Origin of the sequence: Sphingomonas hankookensis (assembly GCF_022664465.1) — a bacterium.
Classification (GTDB): domain Bacteria; phylum Pseudomonadota; class Alphaproteobacteria; order Sphingomonadales; family Sphingomonadaceae; genus Sphingomonas; species Sphingomonas hankookensis.
The window spans coordinates 284,581-302,255 of sequence record NZ_JAKREV010000003.1; the positions used below are offsets into that span (position 1 = coordinate 284,581).

Below are 17,675 nucleotides of genomic sequence, written 5' to 3' on the forward strand. Positions count from 1 at the left end.
CGACCGGACCTGCCTCAGCCGGTCCGGTCGCCGCGACCACAGGTCACCTCGCCGGTGCCGACGCGGTTGATCGTGCAGCGGGCGTTGGCGCCAAGCGTCGCCGATCCGCTGCCGACCACCGTCACCTGGGCCGGGCCGTCGATATCGGCGGTAATGCTGCCGGTACCGGCGATCGAGACGGTCGCACCCTGGGCGCGCACCTGCCGCGCATCGATATCGCCCGATCCGGCGACGCTCAGTGCCAGTTGCCGGACGGCCCCCGCCGCGGCGATCGTGCCGCTGCCAGCAACGGTCAGCGACGCGCGTTCGCCACGCAGCTGCCCTATCGTCATGTCGCCGGACCCGCCCAGCGTGCCGGCAAAGCCGTCCTCGACCTGATCGATCGCGATATCGCCCGATCCCGCCAGCGCCGCCGCGGTGATCGACGGCATCGCAATGCGGATATGGGCGATGCCATCACCCGCCGTCCACGACCCATCATCCTTGCGTCCAATGCGCAGCGTGTCGCCGTCGCGACGGATATCCAGCCGATCTCGCAGCACCGGATCGGCTTCGATCCGAACGGCAAAGCCCGGCCCGCGCGTGATCTCGACCTGATCCGTGCTTTCCAGCGCCACCGCGGTGAAATCGCGTAACGCTACGGGTCGGACGTCGGTGCGGGGCTGGTTGTCGTTCCCCTCCCCCGTGCCGCAAGCTGCGAGTCCGAGTGTCGCCAAGACGATCCAGCGCATTGCGTCTCTCCTGTATTGCCATAATAATACAGCAGAACACGTAGGACGCCTAGTCTGGAAACCGGATACGAAAAAAGGCGACCGTCGCCGGCCGCCCTCTTCGTCGCAGAAGAAACCGCGCCCGATCAGGCGGCGGTCTTTTCCTTGTTATAGATCGCCGCGGCATCGCGCAGAATTTCGATGATCCGCTCCAATGCCTTGGGCTCGTCGACCTGCTCCATCGCCGCCAGTTCGCGTGCCAGGCGGCTTGCCGCCGCCTCGAAGATCTGGCGTTCGGAATAGCTCTGCTCGGGCTGGTCGTCGGCACGGAACAGGTCGCGGACCACTTCGGCGATCGACACGAGGTCGCCCGAATTGATCTTCGCCTCATATTCCTGCGCACGGCGCGACCACATGGTCCGCTTGACCTTGGGCTTGCCCTTCAGCGTTTCCATCGCCTCACGCATCGTCTTGTCCGACGACAGCTTGCGCATGCCGACGCTTTCCGCCTTGTTGGTCGGAACGCGTAGCGTCATCCGCTCCTTTTCGAAGCGCAACACATAGAGTTCGAGTTGCATGCCAGCGATTTCACTACGCTGGAGTTCGATCACACGGCCGACACCGTGCTTGGGGTACACGACATAATCGCCGACATCGAAGGACAATGCCTTGGCAGCCATTGGTAACCTTTCCGTGGTCGTCGTCCCGAACGCATCGCCTGTTTACCTACGCTGGATTTGGCGGAGGCTGACGGGACGACAAGGGGACGAGCTAAAGGTGATCTCCGGGCGGGGCATGAAACTGCCGCCGTCGCCGACGTGTATAACACTCTGGCAACAAAATTACCAGCGCAAAGCCGAAACGCCGGAACCGCTGTCGCGGCCCGGCGATCGTTTCACGTGGAACATGATCGGAAAGGGGGTTTAGTCGCCCGCGCCCGGCTCGGCCGAGAAATGCTCGATCTTGTTCTCGACGCCCTTCCACTTGTCGGCATCGGGCGGCGTCTGGTTCGCATTGCGGGTGACGTTGGGCCACTGCGCCGAATAGGTATTGTTGAGCTCCAGCCACTGCTCCAGTCCGCTTTCGGTGTCGGGCAGGATCGCTTCGGCGGGGCACTCAGGCTCGCACACACCGCAATCGATGCATTCGCTGGGGTTGATGACGAGCATGTTCTCGCCTTCGTAGAAGCAGTCGACCGGACACACCTCGACGCAGTCCATATATTTGCAGCGGATGCAGGCGTCGGTGACGACGTAGGTCATGGGTCGGTCCAAGCTCCGGAAAAAACGAATTTGCCCCGCGTTATGCCGGGTCGCCGTCCTCGTCAACGGGGCCGGCCCGTGTCGGTTCCAGCAGGGTGTAGAGCGTCTGTGCCTCGGCCGGCGGCCCTCGCCGCGTGGGCAGCGCCGCGACACGCAGCACCAGCACCCGGCCGCCCAAGGGGAAGGCCAGCACCGCACCCACCCGCACCGGGCAATGCGATCGTTCGATTCGCCGCCCGTCGATGCGCAACGTGCCCTTCTCGGCGATCGCCTGCGCCGCGCTGCGCGTCTTGGCAAAACGGGCATACCACAGGAACATGTCGAGCCGCATCTGCGGCAGCAGTTCGGGCGCCCGTGCCGCCATCAGCGGTCGAAGCCCAGATCGGCCAGCGCGGCAAAGGCATTGCCCGGACGCGCGACCGGACGCGGCGCCGGCACCGCCGCCCGGCGTCGCGGCGGCGCCCACCGCCACTGCGCTACCGTTCCCTCCGCTGCACTCGGCCGGAACCCCAACTGCGCCATCAACCGGGCGATCGTCTCCGGCTTCAGGCCGATCGATATCGCCAGCGCCGGATCGGGTGCGAACGGGGCATGGCCCTTGCGCGCGTCATGCGCCGCCTGCGCCAGCCGTTCGATCAGGTCCACCCGCACCGCCTGCGGCCCGAACCGGCGATAGCCCCACGCCCCCTGCCCCGCCGGCAGCACCGTCGCGCCGGTCGGCGCCAGTGCCTCGATCGCATGGCCATCGCGCGCCGCCAGCAGTGCCGCACGCCACCGCGCCGATGCCGGGCGGAACAGCCGCGGATCGAACAGGTCGAGCGACCCGATCGTCACCCCCGCCTTGCGCAGCCGCCGCCGGTCGTCACCGGTCAGCGGTGCCAGCATCGTGTCGAACCCGTCGCGCGGGGCGATGCCGCCGACCTCCGTCAGCGCCGCCGCCACCGCCCGCAACGCCCCGCTCACCGCCGGATCGCGCGCCAATGCCGCCAGCGTGGCCAAGGTCGGCGCGCGCCGCAGCAGTTCCGCCTGCACCCATTCGGACAATCGGTCACGCACCTGCCCTTGCACATTGCGCTCCAGCACCGACAGGCTGCGATCGAGCATCACCGCCGGCCGGTCGAGCGTCGTCCCTCCGGTCAGCGTCGCCACCGGCAGCCCGTTCCATGTCAGTTCGGGCATCCCACCCGGCTCGGCAACCAGCGTCAGTTCGGCGTCGCCCGCCACCACCAGCTCGCCGCCGCGCTTGCGCAGCTCGCCGGCCAGTCCCTTTTCGGCGGCGGCGATCAGCAAGCGCTTGTCGGCGACCCTGGTTTCCGGCGACACCTCGAACCGGAACCCGGTCAGCCGCCCCAGCGCATGGCCGTCGACGCTGACCGCACCATCGGTGGCGACATCGACCGGCAAATCCGCCGCGCCGGCCCCGATCCGCCGCAACAACACCGTCGTCCGCTGATCGACGAAGCGCTGGCGCAATCGGTCGTGCAGCGCGTCGGACAGCTTTTCCTCCACCGCGCGCGTCCGTGCCGCCCAATGTTCGGGATCGAGCAGCCAGTCGCTGCGATGTGCGATATAGGCCCAGCTGCGCGCGGCGGCGATCCGCCCGGCGATCGTCTCTACATCACCGCTCATCTGGTCCAGCCGCTGCAATTCGTCGGCGAACCATTGGTGCGGGATATGCCCCGCCCCTTCGCTCAAATGCCCGAAGATGCGCCCGACGAAGCGGCTGTGGGGATCGGGGCCGAGCTTGCGGAAATCGGGCAGGCCGCAGGCCGCCCATAGCCGCCGGACCATCGTCGACGACCGCGTTCGCGCCCGTACCCAGTCCTCCTCGGCCAATCGCTTCAACACGATCAGGTCGATTGCCTCCGGCGCCGCCATCAGCACCGGATCGCGCGGACGCTGCTCCAAGCTGTCGATCAGCGCGTCGAGGCTGGAGAAATCCGGCTCGCCGCTGCGCCAGTATAGCCGTTCGAGCGGCGGGACGTGATGCCCCTCGATCGCCAGCACTTCCTCGGGCGTAAAGGCGTTCGGCCCTTCCTCGACCAACGCACCGAACGTCCCGTCGCGATGGTGCCGCCCGGCACGCCCGGCGATCTGCGCCATCTCCGCCACTGTCAATCGCCGCTGCCGCCGCCCGTCGAACTTGCGCAGCGATGCGAAAGCGACATGCGCGACGTCGAGGTTCAATCCCATGCCGATCGCATCGGTCGCGACAAGATAATCCACCTCGCCCGACTGAAACATCGCGACCTGGGCGTTGCGGGTGCGTGGGCTCAGCGCCCCCATCACCACCGCCGCCCCGCCGCGCATCCGCCGGATCGCCTCGGCCACGGCGTAGACCTCCTCCGATGAAAAGGCGACGATCGCCGATCGCCGTGGCAGCCGCGACAACTTGCGCGCGCCGGCATAGCTGAGGGTCGAAAAGCGCGGGCGCGAAATGACCTCGGCATCCTTTACCAGCGCGCGGATCATCGGTTTCAGCGCATCCGACCCGAGGATCATCGTCTCCTCGCGCCCGCGTGCCCGCAACAGCCGGTCGGTGAACACATGGCCGCGTTCGGGATCGGCGCCCAGCTGTGCCTCGTCCAGCGCGACGAACGCAGTCTCGCGCTCCAGCGGCATCGATTCGGCGGTACACAGGAACCACCGCGCCTTGGGCGGCACGATCCGTTCTTCACCCGTGACGAGCGCGACGTTCTCCACGCCCTTCATCGCGACGACGCGATCGTAATTCTCGCGGGCAAGCAGGCGGAGCGGAAAACCGATCATCCCCGACGCATGGCCGCACATCCGCTCGATCGCGAGATAGGTCTTGCCGGTATTGGTCGGCCCCAGCACTGCCGTGACCGGGCTACGCGCGAACTGGCTCATCTTCCACAACATCGGGGCTGTCGCGCGCCCGTGCAACGGGTTTTGCCGGTTCCGTAAAACGATTCCGTCCGTCGCATACGGTAAACGCTTTGCCGCAGTCGTTCCGACCGGTCGGTTGGTTCATTTGACTTTAAATCTTTGCCTTCACAGGGGTAGGACCGGGCCGGGTCGGGCGGCCGAATTTGGGGGCTGGGCGTGTTCCTGCGCACCGATCATGGACTGGAACTGGCCGGCGGCACCAGCGCGCTGCGCTTCGGCCGTGCGCCGATCCTGTCCGCCCCGACCTCCGCCCTGCGCGGCCGCATCGAATCGTTCGACTGGACTCCCGACCTTGGCGCCGCGATCGGGTCGCGCGACTGGTGGCGCGGGCTCGCCAGCTGCACCGCATTATGCGCCGCCCTCTGGGCCCTGTCGCCCCAATGGGATCGCCCGATCCTGAGCAGCGTCCCTGCCCCGCTCGACGGCACCGCACTCGACGAAGCACGCAGCCTGTCGTTCGGCGCCAGCGCGCTGGGTGCCACCAGCGGGATGCGCCTTGCCGCGACGTCGCGGGTCGTGCCGCTGGCCGACACCCCCGAACGCCCGATCGTCGAAGCGACCGCGACGCTTGGCAGCGGGATCGCCAGCGCGCTCGAACGCACCGGCGTCGGCGCAGGTGAAGCACGCCAGGTCGCCGCACTCGTCGCCGGCCGGGTCGACCCGAGCGAATTGTCGCCCGGCACCCGGCTCGACGTCACGCTCGGCCGCCGCGACACGCTGTCGCAGCCCCGCCCGCTCGAACGCCTCGCCTTCCGCGCGAAGTTCGATCTCGCGCTCGATATCGTCCGCGATGGCGGTACGCTGCGGCTCGACGCCCGGCCGATCGCGATCGACCACACGCCGCTCCGCATCCGCGGCCGGGTCGGCGCCAGCCTCTACCGCGCCGCCCGCGCCGCCGGCGCGCCGGCCAAGGCGGTCGAATCCTATATCCGCACCGTCTCCGGCCTCGTCCCGATGGGGCAGGTCGGGCAGGACGACCGTTTCGACCTGATCGTCGAACAGGCACGCGCCGCAACCGGCGAAGTCCAGCTCGGTCAGCTGCTCTATGCCGGGCTGGAGGGGCGCCGCGATGTCCGCCTCGTCCGCTGGCAGGACGACGGCCGCACCGAATGGCTCGATCCGAAGGGCGTGGGCGAGCGCAAGGGCGCGATGATGTGGCCGGTCGCCGCCCGCATCTCCTCCAATTTCGGCTGGCGCGTCCATCCGGTGCTGGGCTTCCGCCGGCTGCACAAGGGCATGGACTTCGCGGCGGCCTATGGCAGCCCGATCCGCGCGACTACCGACGGCCGGGTCGTCACCGCCGGGCGCCATGGCGGGTACGGCAATTTCGTGAAGCTCGACCATGGCGGGGGCCTCGCCACCGGCTATGGTCATATGAGCCGGATCATCGTGTCCGCCGGCACCCGCGTCGCCCGGGGTCAGGTGATTGGCTATGTAGGGTCGACCGGCCTGTCGACCGGCCCGCATTTGCATTACGAACTGTGGAAGAACGGCGTCGCAGTCAACCCGCGCTCGGTAGCGTTCGCGACGGTGCAGCGGCTCGATGGCAACGAACTCGTCCGGTTCCGCCAGCTGGTCGGTCGGCTGATGGGTGTGGCTGCGCGCTAGGTTCGAATTGATTCGCCGACGGTCGTCGCCCCAGCGGAGGCTGGGGCCTCATGCGGTTCCTGCAGCGCGCTATCACCGGAAGATCCCAGCCTGCGCTGGGATGACGTCCAGATCAGCGCGGTCCAGACAAGGGCTTACCGGCCCTGCGTCCGCCACCGGCGAATCGTCCGCTCGATCATCGCATCCTCGCCCCCCTCCTGCTGCCACATCGCAGTGAACGAGGGGGAGGCGGAGGCCGGACACCGCGCCGCCTCCAGCGAATCGAACGAAATCCGGATCGGCGTGGCGACGCCTTCACCAACGATGATGCACTCGCGGTTGCGCAGCGCCGGGATCGCGTCGAGAAACCCGCGCGCATCCTCGGGCATCGCCGCGCGGACGAACGCCTGGTCGCGTTCGTTGTTGAGCCGCATGGTCAGGATCGTGCCGCACTGCGACAACACCCCTTCGGCCAAGTCGGACGGCCGCTGGGTGATCAGCCCCAACGAGACACCATATTTGCGCCCTTCCTTGGCGATCCGGTTGAGAATGCCCGACGCCGCCGAAGCGATCCCGCCGCGCTCGCTCGGCACGTAACGATGCGCTTCCTCGCAGACCAATAGCACCGGCTTGGGCGTCTCACCCCGCGACCAGATCGCAAAATCGAACACCAGCCGCGCCAGCACGGCGACGACGACCGAGGTGATTTCCGACGGCACGCCCGACACGTCGATGATCGAGATCGGCTTGCCCCGCGCCGGCAGGCGGAACACCCGCTTGAGGAACCCGGCCATCGTGTCGGCGACCAGCATGCCCGAAAACATGAAGGCATAGCGCGGATCGGCCCGGATTTCCTCGATCCGCGCCTTCAACCGCAGATAGGGCGCGTTGTCGCTGCCGCGGTCCATCTTCGCCATCTCGGCCTGGATCAGCGCCGACAGGTCGGAAATCAGATACGGTACCGGTGCGTCGATCGTCAGGCGCGGTATATCCTGCGCCATTCGGTTCTTGGCCTTCGCCCCCAATATGCAGCGGGCAAGGATATCCTCCTCGATCTGTCGCGCCGATCCTTCGGAAGTCAGCAGAATGTCGCAATGCTCATGAAAGTTGAGCAGCCAATAGGGCAACTGCAGATTGCCGACGTCGAGCAGCTCGCCCTTGTCCTCGAACGCGGCGGCATATTCGCCATGCGGGTCGATCACCACGACATGGCCATGCGGGCTGTAATCGCAGATGCGGTGCAGGATCAGCGCTGTCGAGGTCGATTTGCCGGTACCGGTCGATCCGACCAGCGCGAAATGTTTGCCGAGCAGCGGATCGACATACAACGCCGCGCGCAGATCAGGCGCCATATGAATATGGCCGACCGTGATGTGCGGCCGATCCTGCATCGCATAGATTCGCCGCAACGCGTCGATCGAAACCGGATGTACCGGCGACCCCGGCAGGGGATAGCGGGTAACCCCACGCCGAAACCCGCGCATGCCCTGCCCCGGTTCGGGCTCATAGCCCTCGCCCATCAGGTCGACATCGGCAATCAGGTTCGATCCGTCATCGGCAAGCCGGGTCGACCGGATGCTGGCGATGACCCAGGTCTTGCCGATCTGCAACTTGACCAGCGATCCGACCTGCCCGGCCGGTGCCTCGCCATCGCGGACCGAATTGGCCAGCATCGACACCGCCGCCATGTCGAGCAGCAATCGACTCGAGGCACCGGATATGTCGAGGAGTACCCCAATCGCGACCGATTCGTCGGCGCGCGTTGCATAGGGCGACTCGGGCGCCGGAGGGCGGATCGGCATATTCATCGCCGCCACCCTGCGCGCCTATCCGTAAATTTTGCGTGTCAGATTCGTTCGCCACTTAACCGCTGGCAAACCATGTCCAGCTGGCCCAGCGTCGAATAGCCGATGGTGATTGTCCCGCCCTTCTCGCCATGGGCGATCTGGACCTTCAGGCCGAGGACGTCGCCCAGCTGCCGCTCCAGCGCGCGCAGATCGGCGTCGATCGATCCGTCCGCGGGGCTGGCCGCCTCGCGCGGCGCACGACTGCGCTTCGCATCGGGTTCGCGCGTCTGACGGGCAAGGCGTTCGACGTCACGGACCGACAGCCCCTTGGCGACCACCTTTTCGGCAATCGATTCCGCACCGGTCACGTTGATGAGCGCACGGGCATGGCCCATGCTCAACCGTTGATCGCCGACCATGTCCTGGATCGGCTTGGGCAGTTCGAGCAGCCGCAACAGGTTCGTGACGTGACTGCGCGACTTCGCGACCAGGTTGGCCAGTGCTTCCTGCGTATGGCCGAACTCGTCGATCAACCGGCGATAGCCCTCCGCCTCCTCGATCGCGGTCAGGTCGCGGCGCTGGATATTTTCGACCAGCGCGATTTCCATCGTCTCGGCATCGGTGAAGTCGCGGACGACCACCGGTACCTCGTGCAGCCGCGCCCGTTGCGCCGCGCGCCAGCGACGCTCTCCCGCGACGATCTGATAGCCCTTGCCATGCGGACGGACGACGATCGGCTGGATCACGCCGCGGGCGGAGATCGACTCCGCCAGCTCATCGAGCGCCGATTCATCGAAGAAGCGGCGCGGCTGTCCAGGCAGCGGCGACAGCGCGGTCACCGGCAATTGGCGCACACCAGTGGGCGGCGTCGATCCCCGAGCCGTCGTCCCCTCGCCATCGGGTTCGCCCAGCAACGAACTGAGCCCGCGGCCAAGACCACCCATGCGCGGACGGCGCGGTGTCGGCTGTTCGCTCATGCCGCTTCCGCCAGCGACGGCAGCCGCGCAATCACTTCGCGGGCCAGCGCGATATAGGCTTCCGACCCGGCACAGCGATAATCGTAGATCAAGGCCGGCATGCCGTGGCTGGGTGCTTCGGACAGGCGCACATTGCGCGGGATCACCGTATCGAACACCACTTTCCCCAACACCGCGCGCACATCGTCCGACACCTGATCGGTCAGCCGGTTACGCCGGTCGTACATCGTCAACACCACGCCCAGGATTGATAGCCCGGGATTGAACCGCCCACGAATCCGCTCAACGGTCGACAACAACTGGCTCAACCCTTCCAGCGCGAAGAACTCGCACTGCAGCGGCACCAGCAATGCATGACTCGCCACCATCGCGTTGATCGTCAGCAGCCCCAGTGACGGCGGACAGTCGATCAGGATCACGTCCCACCGTCCGCCACTCGCCTCAACCACCCGGTCGAGCCGGTGTGTCCGCGCTTCGAACTCGATCAGCTCGATCTCGGCGCCCGACAAATCGACCGTCGCCGGCACGATCGACAGGCGCGGCACCTTGGTCGGGATCGCCGCTTCGTTGAGCATCAAGTCGCCGACCAGCAGGTCATAGGTCGAATGCTCGCGATCGTTGCGGCCGATGCCCAACCCGGTCGACGCATTCCCCTGTGGGTCGAGGTCGAGGATCAGCACGTCGAGCCCGGTCGCCGCCAGCGCCGTGCCGACGTTGATCGCCGTGGTGGTCTTGCCGACGCCCCCCTTCTGGTTCGCGATGGCAATGCAAATCATGCTTGGCGCACTCCCTTGGCGACCACGATCGACGATGTCGGATCGGTAATGCTCTGTTCCACGTGAAACATTCCGCGCCAGTCAGCCTTGGCCTCGGCCAGCTCTTCGGCGGCGGAACGCCCCTTCGGCAACAGCCATATCGTATCGCCATCGCCATGCCGATGGCCGATCGCAAATAACGCCGCCAATCGTGCGACCGCCCGGGCACTGATGACTGCCGCCGGCCGATCGCTGGCCAGCCGCTCGATCTTCGCCTGATGGACCACGACGTTGGTCAGACCCAGATCGGACGCCATCTCCGCCAGCAACGTCGCCCGCCGCCCGCGCGGCTCGACCAGTACGACCCGACGATCTGTCAGGATCGCCGCGACGATACCCGGAAAGCCCGCGCCTGACCCGATGTCGATCCAGTCACCATCCCCCGCCTCCGCCGCCAGCGGCACCAGCTGCGCCGAGTCGAGCAGATGCCGTTCCCAGATCGACTCGATCGTCGATGCCGCGATCAGATTCTGGTTCACGGTTTCCGCCACGATCCGGTCGGCGAACCGCACCAGCGTCGCCGTCCGCGCCTCGCCATAGCGGGTCGCGATCCAGTCGCGTGCTTCCTCCTCGGTCATGCCGCCAGCTTGCCCCCGCGATGGTGCAGCAGGATCGCGACCAATGCCGCCGGGGTTACCCCCTGTATCCGTCCCGCCGCCGCCAGCGTCTCCGGCGCCGCCAGCGTCAGCCGTTCGACCATCTCGTTCGAAAGGCCCGGCACCGCACCATAGGTAAAGTCGCGCGGCAGTTCCACATGATCGACCTTCGCCGCCGTCAGTTCGGCCGCCTGCCGTTCGAGATACGGCGCATAGCGTGCATCTTCGATCAGTTCGCCCAGCACTGCCGGATCGCCTTCGATTCCGAGATGCTCGGGCGTGACTCCCGGCACCAGCAACCATTCGCTGCCGCTGCGCATATCGCTACCGCCAACCGGCGCACCCTTGGCGGCAAGGGCATTCGCGACATGCCGCCGCTCCATCGCCGCCATCAGTGCCGCACGCTGCTCTTGGCACCTGGCCTCGAACACCTGCCGCGCATCCGACACCAACCCTGCCGCTATCCCAATCGCATGCAGCCGGGTCGCGGCGTTATCCGACCGTAACCGCAACCGATATTCGGCGCGTGCGGTCATCATCCGATACGGTTCCGACACCCCCTGCAGGACGAGATCGTCGATCATCACGCCGATATAGCTCGACTCCCGCGATAGGATCAGCGGATCGAGCCCCAGCGCCGCACCGGCCGCATTGGCGCCGGCGACCAGACCCTGCCCGCCCGCTTCTTCATAGCCGGTCGTGCCGTTGATCTGCCCGGCAAAGTACAATCCGCCGAGCGTGCGCAAACCGAGCGTCGCATCGAGCGCGCGTGGATCGATATAATCATACTCGACCGCATAGCCTGGCGTGACGATCTCGACCCGTTCCAACCCGGCGACGCTACGCAGCATCGCGAGTTGCACATCGCTCGGCAGCGAGGTCGATACGCCGTTTGGATAGACCAGACGCGTATCCAGCCCTTCGGGTTCGAGGAAAATCTGGTGTCCGTCGCGGTCGCCGAAGCGGTGGACCTTGTCCTCGATCGACGGGCAATAGCGCGGTCCCCGCCCTTCGATCGACCCGCTGAACAACGGCGATCGATCGAGGCCCGCGCGGATGATATCGTGCGTCCGGTCGTTCGTCCGCGCGATCGCACAGGCGAGTTGCGGCAACCGCTGTGCCGGGTCGGAGAGCGGCGACATCGTCCAGACGCCGGCGTCAGACGGCTGTTCGGGCAGCGCCGCCCAGTCGATCGTCCGCCCGTCCAATCGTGGTGGCGTCCCCGTCTTCAACCGCGCGATCGGCAATGACAGGTCGCGCAACTGCTGTCCCAACCGCGTCGCCGCACGCTCACCGACTCGCCCGCCGACCTCCCGTTCCTCGCCGCGGAACATCGTACCGCCCAGGAAGGTACCGGTTGCCAGTACGACCGACCGCGCTGCGATCCGCGTACCATCGGCCAGTTCGACCCCGGCGACGCGTTCGCCGTCGGTCAGCAACGCGACGGTATCCCCGGCCACGACCATCAACTTCGGATGTACGAGCAGCGCCTTTACCGCCGCGGCATAGCGCACGCGATCGGCCTGCACCCGCGGCCCCTGCACCGCCGATCCTTTCGACCGGTTGAGCATCCGGTGATGGATCGCCGCTGCATCCGCCGCGCGCGCCATCAGTCCGTCGAGCGCATCGATCTCGCGCACGATATGCCCCTTGCCCAATCCGCCGATCGCCGGGTTGCACGACATCGCCCCGATCCGCGTCGGATCGAAGTCGATCAACAACGTCGTCGCGCCACGCCGGGCTGCGGCGTTCGCCGCTTCGGTGCCGGCATGCCCGCCGCCGACGATCACTACATCAAAGGTCATGCTGCTCGTGGTTCCACGTGGAACATTATTTGCCGATACAGAAGCGACCGAACAGATCGTCGAGGACCGCCTCGGTCGCGCGCATCCCGGTCAGTGCCGCGAATGCCTGCACCGCATAGCGCAATTCCTCCGCCAGCAACAGCGGATCGTCCTGCGCCGCAGCACGATTCAACGCACCTGCGGCAGCATCGGCATGATGCGCCTGCCGTCGGTTAAGCGCCAACTCATCGACCTTGGGCAACAGCGCCGCCGCATGCGTACCCAGTGCCGCCCATAGCCGGTCGAGGCCCTGACCCGTCACGGCCGACACCGCCAAACGATCGTCCGCGACACCTTCGCGCACATCCGCCCGCGCATGCAACGCGATCGCGCGCGTGCCCAGCGGCGGGGCGTCGTCGCCCAGCCACACCACGATATCTGCCGCCGCAATCGATCCCGCCGCACGATCGATCCCGATACGCTCGACCGGATCATCGCTATCGTCGCGCAACCCGGCGGTATCGAGGAACAGCCACGCCACCCCCTCGCGCGTCACCGGAATTTCGATCACATCGCGCGTCGTCCCGGCCAGCGGCGACACGATCGCCGCCTCCCGCCCGACCAGCGCGTTGAGTAACGTCGACTTGCCGGCATTGGGCGGCCCGGCCAGCACGACGCGGATGCCGTCGCGTAACCGCTCGACCGGCGGCACGGCCAGTACCGCCGCGATCTCGACCGCCAGTGCACCGGCGTCGCGTCGCACCCCGGCCAGCACCGCATCGCTGCCATCGACATCATCCTCGTCGGCATGGTCGAGCACCGCCTCGACCATCGCCGACAGCCGCGTGGACGTCGCCGCCCATTGCGCCACCGCACGCCGCAACCGCCCGTCGCTGTTCGCCAGCGCCATCTGCCGCTGCGCCTCGGTTTCGGCCGACAACAGGTCGCCCAGCCCCTCGGCTTCAGTCAGGTCGATCCGGCCATGCGCCAGCGCCCGCCGTGTGAATTCGCCCGGTTCGGCCGCGCGCAGTCCCAACCCTGCCAGCGCCTGCTCGACCCCAGCCACCACCGCGCGTCCACCATGCAGGTGCAGCTCGACCAGATCCTCGCCGGTTGCGGTCGTTGGCCCCGGAAACACCAGCACCAGCGCCCGGTCGAGCAACCGGTTATCCACAGCGTCCCGCAGCGCACGCACGCCGGCGCGGCGCTGCGACGGCAGCGTACCCGCCAACCGCGTCGCCGCGGCCATCGCTCCGCTCCCCGATATCCGCAACACCGCGATCGCCGCGGGCGGACGCCCGCTCGACACCGCGTAGATGGTGTCAGCCGCCACGACCCGCCGTCTCGAACATCTTGCGCCAGAAGGTCATGCCCGCCTCGCCCATCGGCGCCCAGCTCTTCATCAACTGGTCGAGCAGTTCGGGGCTGGCGCCCTTCTCCATCGTCTCGGTCAGCATCGCGACATAGCGTTCATGGACCGGCGTGAAGTCGGGCAGGCCCATCGCGCGGCGCGCTTCCTCCGGGGTGCAATCGACTTCGACGTTGATCTTCATGGGGAGCCTTCCCGTACGTGTGATGCAGGGATGATAGGGGGAAAAGCTGTGGATGGCGATAAGGGAGGCTTGCGCCATCCGTACTTCGTCACCCCGGCGCAGGCTGGGGTCTCCCTCCGCAGGCGCGCGCTGGCGTAGATACGAAAACGCCCGCCTTCTCCCTGTGGAAAAGACGGGCGGTTCGTTTGGGGCGGACGCGGGCGAAGCCCGCGTCGTCGGTTGGGCTTGTAGCCCGCCGGCCGGTCGCGTTTGTGATCCGCGCCAGCATGGCGCGGTCCAAACGCTATTGGTTCATACTGTCGAAGAAATCCTCGTTGGTCTTCGAATTCTTCATCTTGTCGAGCAGGAACTCCATCGCGTCGATCGTCCCCATCTGCATCAGGATGCGGCGCAGCACCCACATCTTGCTGAGCTTGGTTTTGTCGACCAGCAGCTCTTCCTTGCGGGTACCCGACTTGCCGACGTCGAGCGCCGGGAAGATGCGCTTGTCCGCCACCTTGCGGTCGAGGACGATTTCCGAGTTGCCGGTGCCCTTGAACTCTTCGAAGATGACTTCGTCCATGCGGCTGCCGGTATCGATCAGCGCGGTGGCGATGATCGACAGCGAACCGCCTTCCTCGATGTTGCGCGCCGCACCGAAGAAGCGCTTGGGCCGCTGCAGCGCATTGGCGTCGACACCGCCGGTCAGCACCTTGCCCGACGACGGCACGACCGTGTTGTAGGCGCGGCCGAGGCGGGTGATGCTGTCGAGCAGGATGACCACGTCCTTCTTGTGCTCGACCAGCCGCTTGGCCTTCTCGATCACCATTTCCGCGACCTGGACGTGGCGTTGCGCCGGTTCGTCGAAGGTCGAGGAGACGACCTCGCCCTTCACGCTGCGCTGCATGTCGGTTACTTCTTCCGGGCGTTCGTCGATCAGCAGGACGATCAGGAACACTTCGGGATGGTTGTCGGTGATCGCCTTCGCCATGTTCTGCAGCATGACGGTCTTGCCGACGCGCGGCGGCGCGACGATCAGCGTACGCTGGCCCTTGCCCTGCGGGGACACGATGTCGATCACCCGCGCCGACTTGTCCTTGACCGTCGGGTCGAGCTGATCGAGCGTCAGCTTGCTCTCGGGATAGAGCGGCGTCAGGTTGTCGAAATTGACCCGGTGGCGGACCGCGTCGGGATCGTCGAAATTGACCGACACCAGCTTGCTGAGCGCGAAATACCGCTCGCCGTCCTTGGGCGCGCGAACTTCGCCCTCGACCGTATCACCGGTGCGCAGGCCATGCTTGCGGACCTGGTTCGGCGAGACATAGATATCGTCCGGCCCGGCGAGATAATTAGCTTCGGGGCTGCGCAGGAAGCCGAAGCCGTCCTGCAGCACTTCGATCGTGCCGACACCCATGATCTGCTCGCCATTCTCGGCACGCGCCTTGAGAATCGCGAACATCAGGTCCTGCTTGCGCATCGTCGATGCGCCTTCGACGCCCAGCTCCTCGGCCATCGAGACCAGTTCGGCGGGGGCGTGTTTCTTTAAGTCTTTGAGATGCATCGGGGGGTGGTCCAGATCAGCGATGGTTAGGCAGGGTCGGCAAACAAGGCGGACACAAGCGGCTGGGACGGGCGCACCGAGGACCGGGCACCGCTGTATTCGACCTAGGTTGCAGGGGCGATCAAGTCAAGCAGCGCGAGGGGCACCGCACGCGTTCGCCCCGCATCACGCGGAATCGAGTCCATGATAGCCTGGCTACTTCCCGTCCTTTTGCTGCAACGCCTTTCCCCAGCGCTGCATGGACCCGCCGACGTCCTGCAGCTTCGTGCCGCAGCGCTTTGCCGCAGCACTGATGGTCGCGTCCGCGTCCTTCGCGTCGAGCAAACGACGCAGTTCCACCGCATAGTCGATCCCGGGCACCACGCGATCGACCCGCCCCATGTAATACATCATTCCACCGACCAGGCCGGGCTGCTGGTCCGCAGGCGCGCTGGCGGCGGCTGTGGATATCACTGCGATGCACCACAGATCCTCCTCGACCCCTGCCGGCAGCGGCGTCGCCGCCGCCTGTATCAGCGCCAACGCCATCCACATCGCTCATCTCCCCCTGTTCAAAACGGCTTGACCACCGCCAATACCACCGCCGCGACCGCCGCCAGCGCCGGCAGTTCGTTCGCCAACCGCAACTGCCGCGCCGTCAATGTCGGCCGCCCCGCCGCCAGCTTCCGGGCGTACCCGACCGCCCAGCCATGATAGCCGCTGAGCAGCACGACGACGAGCAGCTTCGCATGCAGCCACCCCAGCCCGGCCCCGCCGTCGAACAGCCCGACATTGGCCGCCAGCGCCAGCCCCAGCACCCACACGATCACCATCGCCGGGGTCAGGATCATCCGCCTGAGCAACGCCTCGCGCCGGATCCAGCGTGGCGGCTCGGCCGGGTCGTTCAGCCCTTCCTGATGATGCACCAGATAGCGCGGCAGCATGAACAGCCCCGCCATCCAGAAGATGACGAACACGATATGCGCCGCCTTTATCCACAGATAGGCGCCGCCCAGAAAGCCGCTCACGACCCGCGCACCCGCGCCACCAGTTGCTCGACATGCGCGATCGGCGTGTCCTGCTGGATACCGTGCCCCAGATTGAACACATGCGGCCGATCGGCAAAGGCGGCGATCACCCGGTCGACCCCGGCGTCGAGCGCCGCGCCCCCGGTGATCAGCAGCAACGGGTCGAGATTGCCCTGCACCGGCAGTCCTGTGGGTAACTGCGCATTCGCCCATACCGGATCAACCGTCTCGTCCAACCCGATCGCATCGACGGTCGTCTCGCGCGCATAGGCGGCCAGCTTGCCGCCCGCACCCTTCGGAAAACCGATGATCGGCACGTCGCAGCGTGCGCGCAGTCCCTCGACGATCGCCACCGTCGGCGCAATGACCCAGCGTTCGAACTCGGCGGGCGCGAGGCTGCCCGACCAGCTGTCGAACAACTGCACCGCCTCCACCCCCGCCGCGACCTGTGCCGCCAGATAGTCGATCGTCATCATGACGATCCGGTCGATCAGTTCCTGCACCGCTTCAGGGTCGCCATAGGCCATCCTGCGCGCTTCGGCCTGCTCCCGGCTACCCTTGCCCGCGATCATGTAGGTGGCGACCGTCCACGGCGATCCTGCGAAGCCCAGGAAGGTGGTGGCGGCCGGTACCGCGGCGGCAACCCCGCGCACCGTCGCATAGACCGGGTCGAGGATCGCCGGGTTCGGTTCCAGCGCATCGATCGCCGCACGCGTACGCAGTTCGGGCGCAAGCCGCGGTCCCTCCCCCGCCTCGAACCACAATTTCTGGCCCAGCGCGTTCGGCACCATCAGGATGTCGCTGAACAGGATCGCCCCGTCGAACGCGAACCGGCGCAGCGGTTGCAGCGTCACTTCGGTCGCGGCTTCGGGGTCGTTGACGAGATCGAGGAACCCGCCCTTTTCCGCCCGGAGCGCGCGATACTCGGGAAGATAGCGCCCCGCCTGTCGCATGAGCCAGAGCGGCGGGGTCGGCAGCTTCTCGCCGGCGAGCACCCGGAGAAGCGGTTTGGGATCAGGAGAACCGGTCAGCGTCGTCGCTCCTTCTACTATTAAAGTAGAATCTAAATAGATGGTTGGAAGAGGTTGGGCGGTGGATATCGGGGCTTATGGTGGATTGCCCGAAATGCCAACAGATTGACGCCGCG

17 protein-coding genes are annotated in these 17,675 nt (G+C 66.7%); 1 reads left to right on the forward strand and 16 read right to left on the reverse strand.

The genetic code is table 11. From position 1 onward, the window contains the following. Nucleotides 1-14: 14 nt before the first annotated feature. From MF610_RS10780 to MF610_RS10800, 5 genes are all read right to left on the reverse strand, one after another. Nucleotides 15-731, reverse strand: a complete 717-nt coding sequence (locus MF610_RS10780; protein ID WP_242196142.1) for a GIN domain-containing protein — start codon at nt 729-731, stop codon at nt 15-17. Nucleotides 732-856: 125 nt separating this feature from the next. Beyond that, nucleotides 857-1,390: a CarD family transcriptional regulator gene (locus MF610_RS10785; protein WP_055757298.1), complete on the reverse strand. Its 534-nt coding sequence runs from the start codon at nt 1,388-1,390 to the stop codon at nt 857-859. A 243-nt stretch (nt 1,391-1,633) separates the two neighbouring features. Further along, entirely contained in the window at nt 1,634-1,972 is a 339-nt protein-coding gene (gene fdxA, locus MF610_RS10790; RefSeq protein ID WP_055757295.1) for a ferredoxin FdxA, read from the reverse strand. A gap of 40 nt (nt 1,973-2,012) precedes the next feature. Further along, nucleotides 2,013-2,336, reverse strand: coding sequence for an RNA-binding S4 domain-containing protein (locus MF610_RS10795; protein WP_242196146.1), 324 nt, complete (start codon nt 2,334-2,336; stop codon nt 2,013-2,015). Then, nucleotides 2,336-4,843 carry a helicase-related protein gene (locus tag MF610_RS10800; protein WP_242196149.1) on the reverse strand — a complete coding sequence of 836 codons (2,508 nt, stop codon included), beginning with the start codon at nt 4,841-4,843 and terminating at the stop codon, nt 2,336-2,338. Before MF610_RS10800 ends, MF610_RS10795 begins: the two co-directional genes overlap by 1 nt. Nucleotides 4,844-5,038: 195 nt before the next feature. On the opposite strand from MF610_RS10800, the gene MF610_RS10805 reads away from it, so the two are divergent. Next, nucleotides 5,039-6,490, forward strand: a complete 1,452-nt coding sequence (locus tag MF610_RS10805; protein ID WP_242196151.1) for a M23 family metallopeptidase — start codon at nt 5,039-5,041, stop codon at nt 6,488-6,490. Nucleotides 6,491-6,624: 134 nt separating this feature from the next. Here the strand turns inward: MF610_RS10805 and MF610_RS10810 are convergent, their stop codons facing one another. From MF610_RS10810 to hemE, 11 genes are all read right to left on the reverse strand, one after another. Continuing rightward, nucleotides 6,625-8,271: an ATP-binding protein gene (locus tag MF610_RS10810; RefSeq protein ID WP_242196559.1), complete on the reverse strand. Its 1,647-nt coding sequence runs from the start codon at nt 8,269-8,271 to the stop codon at nt 6,625-6,627. A 44-nt stretch (nt 8,272-8,315) separates the two neighbouring features. Next, complete coding sequence (locus MF610_RS10815) at nt 8,316-9,233, reverse strand: ParB/RepB/Spo0J family partition protein (protein WP_242196154.1); 918 nt, start codon at nt 9,231-9,233, stop codon at nt 8,316-8,318. Continuing rightward, entirely contained in the window at nt 9,230-10,009 is a 780-nt protein-coding gene (locus tag MF610_RS10820; protein WP_242196157.1) for a ParA family protein, read from the reverse strand. Before MF610_RS10820 ends, MF610_RS10815 begins: the two co-directional genes overlap by 4 nt. Further along, nucleotides 10,006-10,626, reverse strand: coding sequence for a 16S rRNA (guanine(527)-N(7))-methyltransferase RsmG (rsmG, locus tag MF610_RS10825; protein ID WP_242196160.1), 621 nt, complete (start codon nt 10,624-10,626; stop codon nt 10,006-10,008). Before rsmG ends, MF610_RS10820 begins: the two co-directional genes overlap by 4 nt. Then, nucleotides 10,623-12,449: a tRNA uridine-5-carboxymethylaminomethyl(34) synthesis enzyme MnmG gene (gene mnmG, locus MF610_RS10830; RefSeq protein ID WP_242196163.1), complete on the reverse strand. Its 1,827-nt coding sequence runs from the start codon at nt 12,447-12,449 to the stop codon at nt 10,623-10,625. The genes rsmG and mnmG overlap by 4 nt, the downstream gene beginning before the upstream one ends. Before the next feature lie 25 nt (nt 12,450-12,474). Further along, entirely contained in the window at nt 12,475-13,761 is a 1,287-nt protein-coding gene (gene mnmE, locus MF610_RS10835) for a tRNA uridine-5-carboxymethylaminomethyl(34) synthesis GTPase MnmE (protein WP_242196166.1), read from the reverse strand. Continuing rightward, entirely contained in the window at nt 13,751-13,981 is a 231-nt protein-coding gene (locus MF610_RS10840) for a DUF6489 family protein (protein ID WP_242196169.1), read from the reverse strand. Before MF610_RS10840 ends, mnmE begins: the two co-directional genes overlap by 11 nt. Nucleotides 13,982-14,264: 283 nt before the next feature. Continuing rightward, the gene (rho, locus tag MF610_RS10845) at nt 14,265-15,521 is read right to left on the reverse strand and encodes a transcription termination factor Rho (protein ID WP_055786574.1); all 1,257 of its coding nucleotides are present in this window, start codon (nt 15,519-15,521) and stop codon (nt 14,265-14,267) included. Nucleotides 15,522-15,716: 195 nt separating this feature from the next. Beyond that, the gene (locus tag MF610_RS10850) at nt 15,717-16,055 is read right to left on the reverse strand and encodes a hypothetical protein (RefSeq protein ID WP_242196172.1); all 339 of its coding nucleotides are present in this window, start codon (nt 16,053-16,055) and stop codon (nt 15,717-15,719) included. 17 nt (nt 16,056-16,072) lie between these two features. Further along, on the reverse strand, nt 16,073-16,528 hold the full coding sequence (locus MF610_RS10855) for a CopD family protein (protein ID WP_242196174.1): 456 nt from the start codon (nt 16,526-16,528) through the stop codon (nt 16,073-16,075). Further along, nucleotides 16,525-17,559 carry a uroporphyrinogen decarboxylase gene (hemE, locus tag MF610_RS10860; RefSeq protein WP_242196562.1) on the reverse strand — a complete coding sequence of 345 codons (1,035 nt, stop codon included), beginning with the start codon at nt 17,557-17,559 and terminating at the stop codon, nt 16,525-16,527. The genes MF610_RS10855 and hemE overlap by 4 nt, the downstream gene beginning before the upstream one ends. Nucleotides 17,560-17,675 lie beyond the last annotated feature (116 nt).

Bases quoted from the DNA above. Each gene is read 5' to 3' on its own strand.
- MF610_RS10780 (WP_242196142.1), bottom strand. From the start codon at position 731: ATGCGCTGGATCGTCTTGGCGACACTCGGACTCGCAGCTTGCGGCACG.
- MF610_RS10785 (WP_055757298.1), bottom strand. From the start codon at position 1,390: ATGGCTGCCAAGGCATTGTCCTTCGATGTCGGCGATTATGTCGTGTAC.
- fdxA (WP_055757295.1), bottom strand. From the start codon at position 1,972: ATGACCTACGTCGTCACCGACGCCTGCATCCGCTGCAAATATATGGAC.
- MF610_RS10795 (WP_242196146.1), bottom strand. From the start codon at position 2,336: ATGGCGGCACGGGCGCCCGAACTGCTGCCGCAGATGCGGCTCGACATG.
- MF610_RS10800 (WP_242196149.1), bottom strand. From the start codon at position 4,843: ATGAGCCAGTTCGCGCGTAGCCCGGTCACGGCAGTGCTGGGGCCGACC.
- MF610_RS10810 (WP_242196559.1), bottom strand. From the start codon at position 8,271: ATGCCGATCCGCCCTCCGGCGCCCGAGTCGCCCTATGCAACGCGCGCC.
- MF610_RS10815 (WP_242196154.1), bottom strand. From the start codon at position 9,233: ATGAGCGAACAGCCGACACCGCGCCGTCCGCGCATGGGTGGTCTTGGC.
- MF610_RS10820 (WP_242196157.1), bottom strand. From the start codon at position 10,009: ATGATTTGCATTGCCATCGCGAACCAGAAGGGGGGCGTCGGCAAGACC.
- rsmG (WP_242196160.1), bottom strand. From the start codon at position 10,626: ATGACCGAGGAGGAAGCACGCGACTGGATCGCGACCCGCTATGGCGAG.
- mnmG (WP_242196163.1), bottom strand. From the start codon at position 12,449: ATGACCTTTGATGTAGTGATCGTCGGCGGCGGGCATGCCGGCACCGAA.
- MF610_RS10840 (WP_242196169.1), bottom strand. From the start codon at position 13,981: ATGAAGATCAACGTCGAAGTCGATTGCACCCCGGAGGAAGCGCGCCGC.
- rho (WP_055786574.1), bottom strand. From the start codon at position 15,521: ATGCATCTCAAAGACTTAAAGAAACACGCCCCCGCCGAACTGGTCTCG.
- MF610_RS10850 (WP_242196172.1), bottom strand. From the start codon at position 16,055: ATGTGGATGGCGTTGGCGCTGATACAGGCGGCGGCGACGCCGCTGCCG.